The organism is Ruminiclostridium josui JCM 17888 (genome assembly GCF_000526495.1).
Lineage (GTDB): Bacteria > Bacillota > Clostridia > Acetivibrionales > DSM-1351 > Ruminiclostridium > Ruminiclostridium josui.
Genome location: NZ_JAGE01000001.1, coordinates 2,352,135 through 2,360,492, shown reverse-complemented (window position 1 = coordinate 2,360,492; position 8,358 = coordinate 2,352,135). Strand labels below are relative to the sequence as shown.

Genomic DNA, 8,358 nt, shown 5'->3' with positions numbered 1-8,358 from the left:
CATACCTTAAGCAATAGTTTTATTGTCCGATTAACTGTTTTTGGATTGAAGAAGTTATTCCGTTAGCATCCTCATTCAGATAAAAATGTGACCCTTCAAATGCCACAAGCTTAAAGCCGGAACCAGCAACCTCCTGCCATGCAATCATATCATCATAAGTAACGCTGCTGTCATTCCTGCCATAATATACCACTATATCTGTTTTGATTTTTTCTCTTCCGGGAACAAATTTATATTCCTCATATATGCGGAAATCAGCTCTTAGAATTGGAATAAACAAATCACATAAATCTTTGCTTTTGAATACGTCTTCGCTATTACCACCGTAATGTAGAACCACTTTCATAAATTCTTCATCCGGTAACTGATACCTTTTAATTTCATTTTGAGGAAGGTATGGTGCCTTGGAACCCGAAAAGAAAATCTTTATGGGTTCCTTAAAACCTTTTTCCATTAACTTCTAATAAACCTCATATGTTAAACGCGCTCCCATACTGTGTCCAAAGAGTGCATAATTAATATCTTTAGCCTCATCAATAATTGTATTTGATAAATCCTCTGCTGCTTCGTCCATATCGTTGTAGAATTTGTCGTTGAGTCTTCTTCCCCTTCCGGCAAGTTCCAAAGGGAATACCTCAATTTCTTTATTTATAAGTTTACTCCATCTGGAATAGACCGTGGCAGATGCCCCTGAATATGGTATACAAAATAGTTTTATCATAGAAATCACTCCTGAAATATTTTATGTTTTACAATAAATCCATTAGTTTGCTCAGTTCATCCAGTTCAAAATCCTCCAGACTTTCTGCGCCAACGTCAGATACCGTTTTTATAACCTCATCGTTTTCAGTGCAATGTAAAATAATCTCCTCCAACATTCCTTTGAATTCCTTTATTATTCCGGCAATAAATTCCTTACCGTATTTACTGCAATCATACAGGATTTCAAATACAAGCTTTCCGTTAATTATTTGACCATCAATTAATATTGAGTTATCGAAATAATTGTCTCTTCCTCTGTTTTCTCCTGTTGTAAATTCAGAACTCTTTATATCCAAACTGGTTAAAGTCTCAGATTCATTGATTTCCCCAAGATAATTAAAAGCAACTTCTGTTTTCACGCCTTCCATTTCTTTAAGCAGACTAAACCCAATACCATTATCCGGAACCTTTCTGAGAGTTTCTTTAACTGAAATAATATCTTTTTTCAAATCTCCCGACATAACAAGTACAACAGGATAAATGTTTGTAAACCATCCTACCGTTCGTTCAACCTGTATTGAAGCATCTATTTCATGTCTGCCGTGGCTTTCCAATGTAATTGCAATACTCTCAGAATTAGTTACTTTATAGAGAGTGCGACCCAGAGCAGTCAGCAGCAAGTCGTTTATCTCAGTATTATATTTTCTCCAGGCAGAACGGGTGAGCTTATATGTAAACTCCTGGTCTATACATAACTCCTCTTTTATCAAATTTCTCTCTTCTTTGACTTCAGATGGTAAAAATCTATCGCCTAAAGAAAACTCCTGAACTTTATTTTTTACATTATTCCAATATTCAAATTGAGACAGTATCCCCTGACTTTGAGAATACTGCTCCAACGTATCAGACCACACTTTGTACGACGTAGATTTAGGAGGAAGCTTTATTTTTTGTCCTGATATATGCTGTCTGTATCCACTATTCAAGTCATCAAGTATTATCCTCCAGGATACTCCGTCAACTACCAGATGGTGTATGCAAAGCATCAAGTGGTCTTCCTTATTACCAGAAAACAAAATAGCTTTTATTAGCGGGCCTTTTTCCAAGTCAAAAGAGCCTTGTACTATATTACACTTCTCACTTATATACCCTTGCAGCTTTTCAAATGGAATCTGAGAAACATCGTATTCATAAAGTTCATAAAGACTACTCTCCTCCACGCTTAGTACGTATTGTCTTCCGTTGTAAAAAACTGCCCTAAGCATATCATGGTGAATGACTATTTCAGTCAACACAGCCTTTAGTGCCTCCCTGTCAAAACGTTGGGTCTTTACCATAACTGATTGATTCAGGTGATTTAAATTCGACAGTTCCCATCTATAAAATAATTTTTGTATAGGTGTAAGTTTAACTTCGCCTGTAAGTTCACTATCATCTTGTAATATAACAGAAGTATCTTTCTTGATATATTTTGATATGTTTCTTATACTCCTGCCCAGCATAATATCCTTTACAGATACTCTATATCCTAAATCCTTTAATTTGGATATGATTCGTATTGCCTTTATTGAATCGCCTCCAAGTTCAAAAAAGTCAACATTAACACTGACTTTTTCAATAGATAGTATCTCTTCAAAAGTCTGACATAGCACTTTCTCATCCTCATTTTGAGGAGGCATATAATCTTCCCCTGCCATTGACTGTATTTCTGGAAGCAATTCTTTATTTACTTTTCCGTTGCGGTTAAGAGCTATGCTTTCTACCTGCATTATAAAGGAAGGCATCATGTACTCGGGCAGAATATTTTTTATCTGCTCCCTTATACTATCTATATTTTGATTCTGCTCAGATACAATATAAGAACAAAGGAATTTTTCATTGTTTTGCTCCCGGATAATAGTAACAGCATCTTTTATTTTGTCGAGACTTTTAAGAACACTGTCTATCTCTCCCAGTTCAATACGATATCCTCTTATCTTTACCTGCTCGTCTATTCTGCCTAGATATTCAATATTCCCATTAGGAAGCCATCTTGCCAAATCTCCTGAGCGGTAGATTTTACCCTCACCATATGGATTGTCTATGAACCTCTCTAAAGTCAGCTCAGGACGGTTCAAGTATCCTCTTGCTACTCCCACCCCTGCAATGCACAATTCTCCCGGTATTCCTATACCGCATAATTCCATACCATTTAGTATGTAAACCTGTGTGTTGGGTATGGGTTTTCCAATTGGAATACTGTCCTTTATATCTTCCGATGTCATATACTCCCAATGTGTAGCACAAACTGTGGTTTCTGTAGGGCCATATGCATTTATGTACCTTATTTCGCTTCCCGCTTTTTCTATTATCTTTTTACTTGACTCAGAACCTGCTGTTATCAACAGTCTTGGAGCAAAATTATTCAATGTCTGATAGTACTGGGGAGGCAGAGTTGCCACCGTTACACTATTTTCGCTGCAGTATTTTTCAAACAATGCTGTGTCCATAATACATTCTGATGGAACAACTATCAGTGTCGCCCCTGTCAGCAGTCCCATGGTCATTTCCCAAACAGATGCGTCAAAGGATATGTTTGCAAACTGCAAAACATTATCTTTAGGGGTGATTTTAAAGCTTGTCTCAAAATAGCTCTTTAAATTTGCTATACCATGGTTTTCTACCATAACCCCTTTGGGCCTGCCTGTTGTTCCTGAGGTGTATATAATATATGCTATATCTTCGGGTTTGCTTACAATTTTCGGGTTTTGTCCATCGCCTTCCCAGATAGTTTTATCCTGTAAGTCTATTACAGGAAGCTCTGTTTCAATTTCTGTGTTGTACACAAGTATTGCCTTGGGACTGCTATCAGATATCATGTACTCTATTCTGTCTCTTGGATAGCCTGGGTCAACAGGCACATAGGCCGCTCCTGATTTTATTATGCCCAGAATACCCGCAACCATCTCCACACTGCGCTCCGTCATAATCGCCACAAAATCATTTTTCCCTATTCCCATATTACGGAGCCTGTTTGCAAGGCAATTTGCCCTTCTGTTTAATTCTCTATATATAACCTTTTCTTCTCCGAATACTACCGCCAAATTGTCTGGGGAGCTTTCCACCATCTCCTCAAACAACTCTGCCATGACCTTGTCCTTTGGAAAATCCATTTCTGTTTTATTGAAGTCATATAGGATTCTCTTCTTTTCATTCTCATCCAGAACTTCAATTTTGCCTATGAGCTGTTCACAATCTGAAGCTATTTCCTTCACAAGGTTGATATAGTGATTTTTCAGAAGTTCTGCTGTTTCTTCTGTGTATAAGTCTTTACAATACTCCAAAACAATCTTGTATCCGTCACGTTGTTTGGTAATAATTACTGATAAATCAAACCTTGCCGACCTGTGCCATTCACACTTGTCAAGTTCCTGCATTTCCATTGTGTCAAAGCTTCCGACACCATAGTCATAATTTTGCAAAACAAACATTATGTCAAACAAGGGATTCCTGGATGATTCCCTGTTTACATTCACTGCTTCTACTAGCTTTTCAAATGGGTAGTCCTGATTTTCATATCCATTCAGGCATATTTCCTTTATCTCTTTCAAGAACTCGGAATATCTTTTTGCTTTTTCTGGCTTTCCTCGGAATGCCAATGTATTTACAAACATACCAGGAATATTTTGAGTGTCTTTGTGAGTTCTTCCAGACATAGGGCTGCCTATGACTATATCCTCCTGTCCTGAATATTTTGACAGTAGGATCATTAGTGCACTCATAAATATCATGTAATCTGTTGTCTCTGTCTTACGTTGGATTTTCTCAATATCCGCAGCTAACTCTCCTTGTATGCTAGCTGCCACAGCCCCGCCTCTGAAGCTCTGTACCGATGGTCTCCTATAATCCAAGGGCATATTTAGAACAGGAACTTCATCTGAAAACATTCCTTTCCAATATTCTCCCTGGGCTGTAGTATCCCCTGTTTTTAACCATTCACAGTAATCCTTGAACTGCACTCTCAGTTCTGGAAGGGTACCGTTGCCATACAGGCATGACAGCTCACTAAGCAGTACATTCATGCTTATTCCATCTGTAATAATATGATGGATGTCTAGTAAAAGGAGACTTAAACCATCACCCGTATTTATTACCATAACTCTCATAAGTGGAGCCCTACTTAAATCAAAAGGCCTTACAAAATCTTTAAGTATTTCATCAATATCTTCTTTTTGAGCATCTACAAACTCCAAATCTACATGGGCATCTTCCGAAATATTCTGTACTGGTTCTCCATTTACCATTGAAAAGCTTGTCCTGAGAATTTCATGACGTTCCACAAGCTTCTTTACTGCTTTTTCAAATCTCTCTCTTTCAAGAATACCTTTGATTTCATACACACAAGGCAAATTATATGCAATGCCTGTCTCATCTATCTGAGCAACCATATATAGTCTTTGCTGAGCCGAGGACATAGGATAGTATTCCTTTGCAGCAACAGCAGAAATAGGGTTATATTCGTTTGCCACACATTGATTTACTGCATCAGCAATCTTTTCCGGTGTTCGGTACAAGAAAATATCCTTGTGTGACAGACGTACTCCTGCTTTTTCTTCAATGAGATTTACAAGCATTGTTGCTCTTAAAGAATGTCCTCCTAATTCAAAGAAGGAATCAAAGATGCCTACCTTATCTAGTTTTAAAACCTCACAGAAAGACTGACATATTATATTTTCCAGTTTATTTCTTGGAGCTTTATAACCGTCAGTACCAGCTTTAATAGCCGGTAGTGCTTTTTTGTCAACCTTTCCGTTTCTATTAAGGGGTATGTAGTCAAGCTGCATTAAATATGCCGGAATCATATAGTCTGGAAGACTTTTGGCAATAATACTTCTGATTTCTTCTGAATCTATTTTTTCAGCTGAAACCATATATGCAAATATTGCTTTCTCTCCTTTTGAATCTTCCCGAGCAATAACTGCGGCATCTGTAATATAATCTATCTTTCTGATTACATTTTCTATCTCTCCTAATTCAATACGATATCCTCTTATCTTTACCTGCTCGTCTATTCTGCCTAGATATTCAATATTCCCATTGGGAAGCCATCTTGCCAAATCTCCTGAGCGGTAGATTTTACCCTCACCATATGGATTGTCTATGAACCTCTCTAAAGTCAGCTCAGGACGGTTCAAGTATCCTCTTGCTACTCCCACCCCTGCAATGCACAATTCTCCCGGTATTCCTATACCGCATAATTCCATACCATTTAGTATGTAAACCTGTGTGTTGGGTATGGGTTTTCCAATTGGAATACTGTCCTTTATATCTTCCGATGTCATATACTCCCAATGTGTAGCACAAACTGTGGTTTCTGTAGGGCCATATGCATTTATGTACCTTATTTCGCTTCCCGCTTTTTCTATTATCTTTTTACTTGACTCAGAACCTGCTGTTATCAACAGTCTTGGAGCAAAATTATTCAATGTCTGATAGTACTGGGGAGGCAGAGTTGCCACCGTTACACTATTTTCGCTGCAGTATTTTTCAAACAATGCTGTGTCCATAATACATTCTGATGGAACAACTATCAGTGTCGCCCCTGTCAGCAGTCCCATGGTCATTTCCCAAACAGATGCGTCAAAGGATATGTTTGCAAACTGCAAAACATTATCTTTAGGGGTGATTTTAAAGCTTGTCTCAAAATAGCTCTTTAAATTTGCTATACCATGGTTTTCTACCATAACCCCTTTGGGCCTGCCTGTTGTTCCTGAGGTGTATATAATATATGCTATATCTTCGGGTTTGCTTACAATTTTCGGGTTTTGTCCATCGCCTTCCCAGATAGTTTTATCCTGTAAGTCTATTACAGGAAGCTCTGTTTCAATTTCTGTGTTGTACACAAGTATTGCCTTGGGACTGCTATCAGATATCATGTACTCTATTCTGTCTCTTGGATAGCCTGGGTCAACAGGCACATAGGCCGCTCCTGATTTTATTATGCCCAGAATACCCGCAACCATCTCCACACTGCGCTCCGTCATAATCGCCACAAAATCATTTTTCCCTATTCCCATATTACGGAGCCTGTTTGCAAGGCAATTTGCCCTTCTGTTTAATTCTCTATATATAACCTTTTCTTCTCCGAATACTACCGCCAAATTGTCTGGGGAGCTTTCCACCATCTCCTCAAACAACTCTGCCATGACCTTGTCCTTTGGAAAATCCATTTCTGTTTTATTGAAGTCATATAGGATTCTCTTCTTTTCATTCTCATCCAGAACTTCAATTTTGCCTATGAGCTGTTCACAATCTGAAGCTATTTCCTTCACAAGGTTGATATAGTGATTTTTCAGAAGTTCTGCTGTTTCTTCTGTGTATAAGTCTTTACAATACTCCAAAACAATCTTGTATCCGTCACGTTGTTTGGTAATAATTACTGATAAATCAAACCTTGCCGACCTGTGCCATTCACACTTGTCAAGTTCCTGCATTTCCATTGTGTCAAAGCTTCCGACACCATAGTCATAATTTTGCAAAACAAACATTATGTCAAACAAGGGATTCCTGGATGATTCCCTGTTTACATTCACTGCTTCTACTAGCTTTTCAAATGGGTAGTCCTGATTTTCATATCCATTCAGGCATATTTCCTTTATCTCTTTCAAGAACTCGGAATATCTTTTTGCTTTTTCTGGCTTTCCTCGGAATGCCAATGTATTTACAAACATACCAGGAATATTTTGAGTGTCTTTGTGAGTTCTTCCAGACATAGGGCTGCCTATGACTATATCCTCCTGTCCTGAATATTTTGACAGTAGGATCATTAGTGCACTCATAAATATCATGTAATCTGTTGTCTCTGTCTTACGTTGGATTTTCTCAATATCCGCAGCTAACTCTCCTTGTATGCTAGCTGCCACAGCCCCGCCTCTGAAGCTCTGTACCGATGGTCTCCTATAATCCAAGGGCATATTTAGAACAGGAACTTCATCTGAAAACATTCCTTTCCAATATTCTCCCTGGGCTGTAGTATCCCCTGTTTTTAACCATTCACAGTAATCCTTGAACTGCACTCTCAGTTCTGGAAGGGTACCGTTGCCATACAGGCATGACAGCTCACTAAGCAGTACATTCATGCTTATTCCATCTGTAATAATATGATGGATGTCTAGTAAAAGGAGACTTAAACCATCACCCGTATTTATTACCATAACTCTCATAAGTGGAGCCCTACTTAAATCAAAAGGCCTTACAAAATCTTTAAGTATTTCATCAATATCTTCTTTTTGAGCATCTACAAACTCCAAATCTACATGGGCATCTTCCGAAATATTCTGTACTGGTTCTCCATTTACCATTGAAAAGCTTGTCCTGAGAATTTCATGACGTTCCACAAGCTTCTTTACTGCTTTTTCAAATCTCTCTCTTTCAAGAATACCTTTGATTTCATACACACAAGGCAAATTATATGCAATGCCTGTCTCATCTATCTGAGCAACCATATATAGTCTTTGCTGAGCCGGCAAAATAGCGTAAAATTTCTTATCTTCACATTCGGGAATCATGATATCATCACAAGATAAATTATTTAATGTAAATTTATCTTTACCGCGATAATTGACCATAGGAATCTTGTCTTCATAACGTTTGTTTTCTTCCATTATTTCTTCCAAA

The 8,358-nt window shown here is 38.0% G+C and carries 1 protein-coding gene and 1 pseudogene; both read right to left on the bottom strand.

The features are described 5' to 3' along the window. Positions 1-19: 19 nt before the first annotated feature. Positions 20-721, bottom strand: a pseudogene (locus K412_RS20665) (thioesterase II family protein). A gap of 28 nt (positions 722-749) precedes the next feature. Further along, the gene (locus tag K412_RS0110925) at positions 750-8,345 is read right to left on the bottom strand and encodes a non-ribosomal peptide synthetase (RefSeq protein ID WP_024833149.1); all 7,596 of its coding nucleotides are present in this window, start codon (positions 8,343-8,345) and stop codon (positions 750-752) included. Positions 8,346-8,358 lie beyond the last annotated feature (13 nt).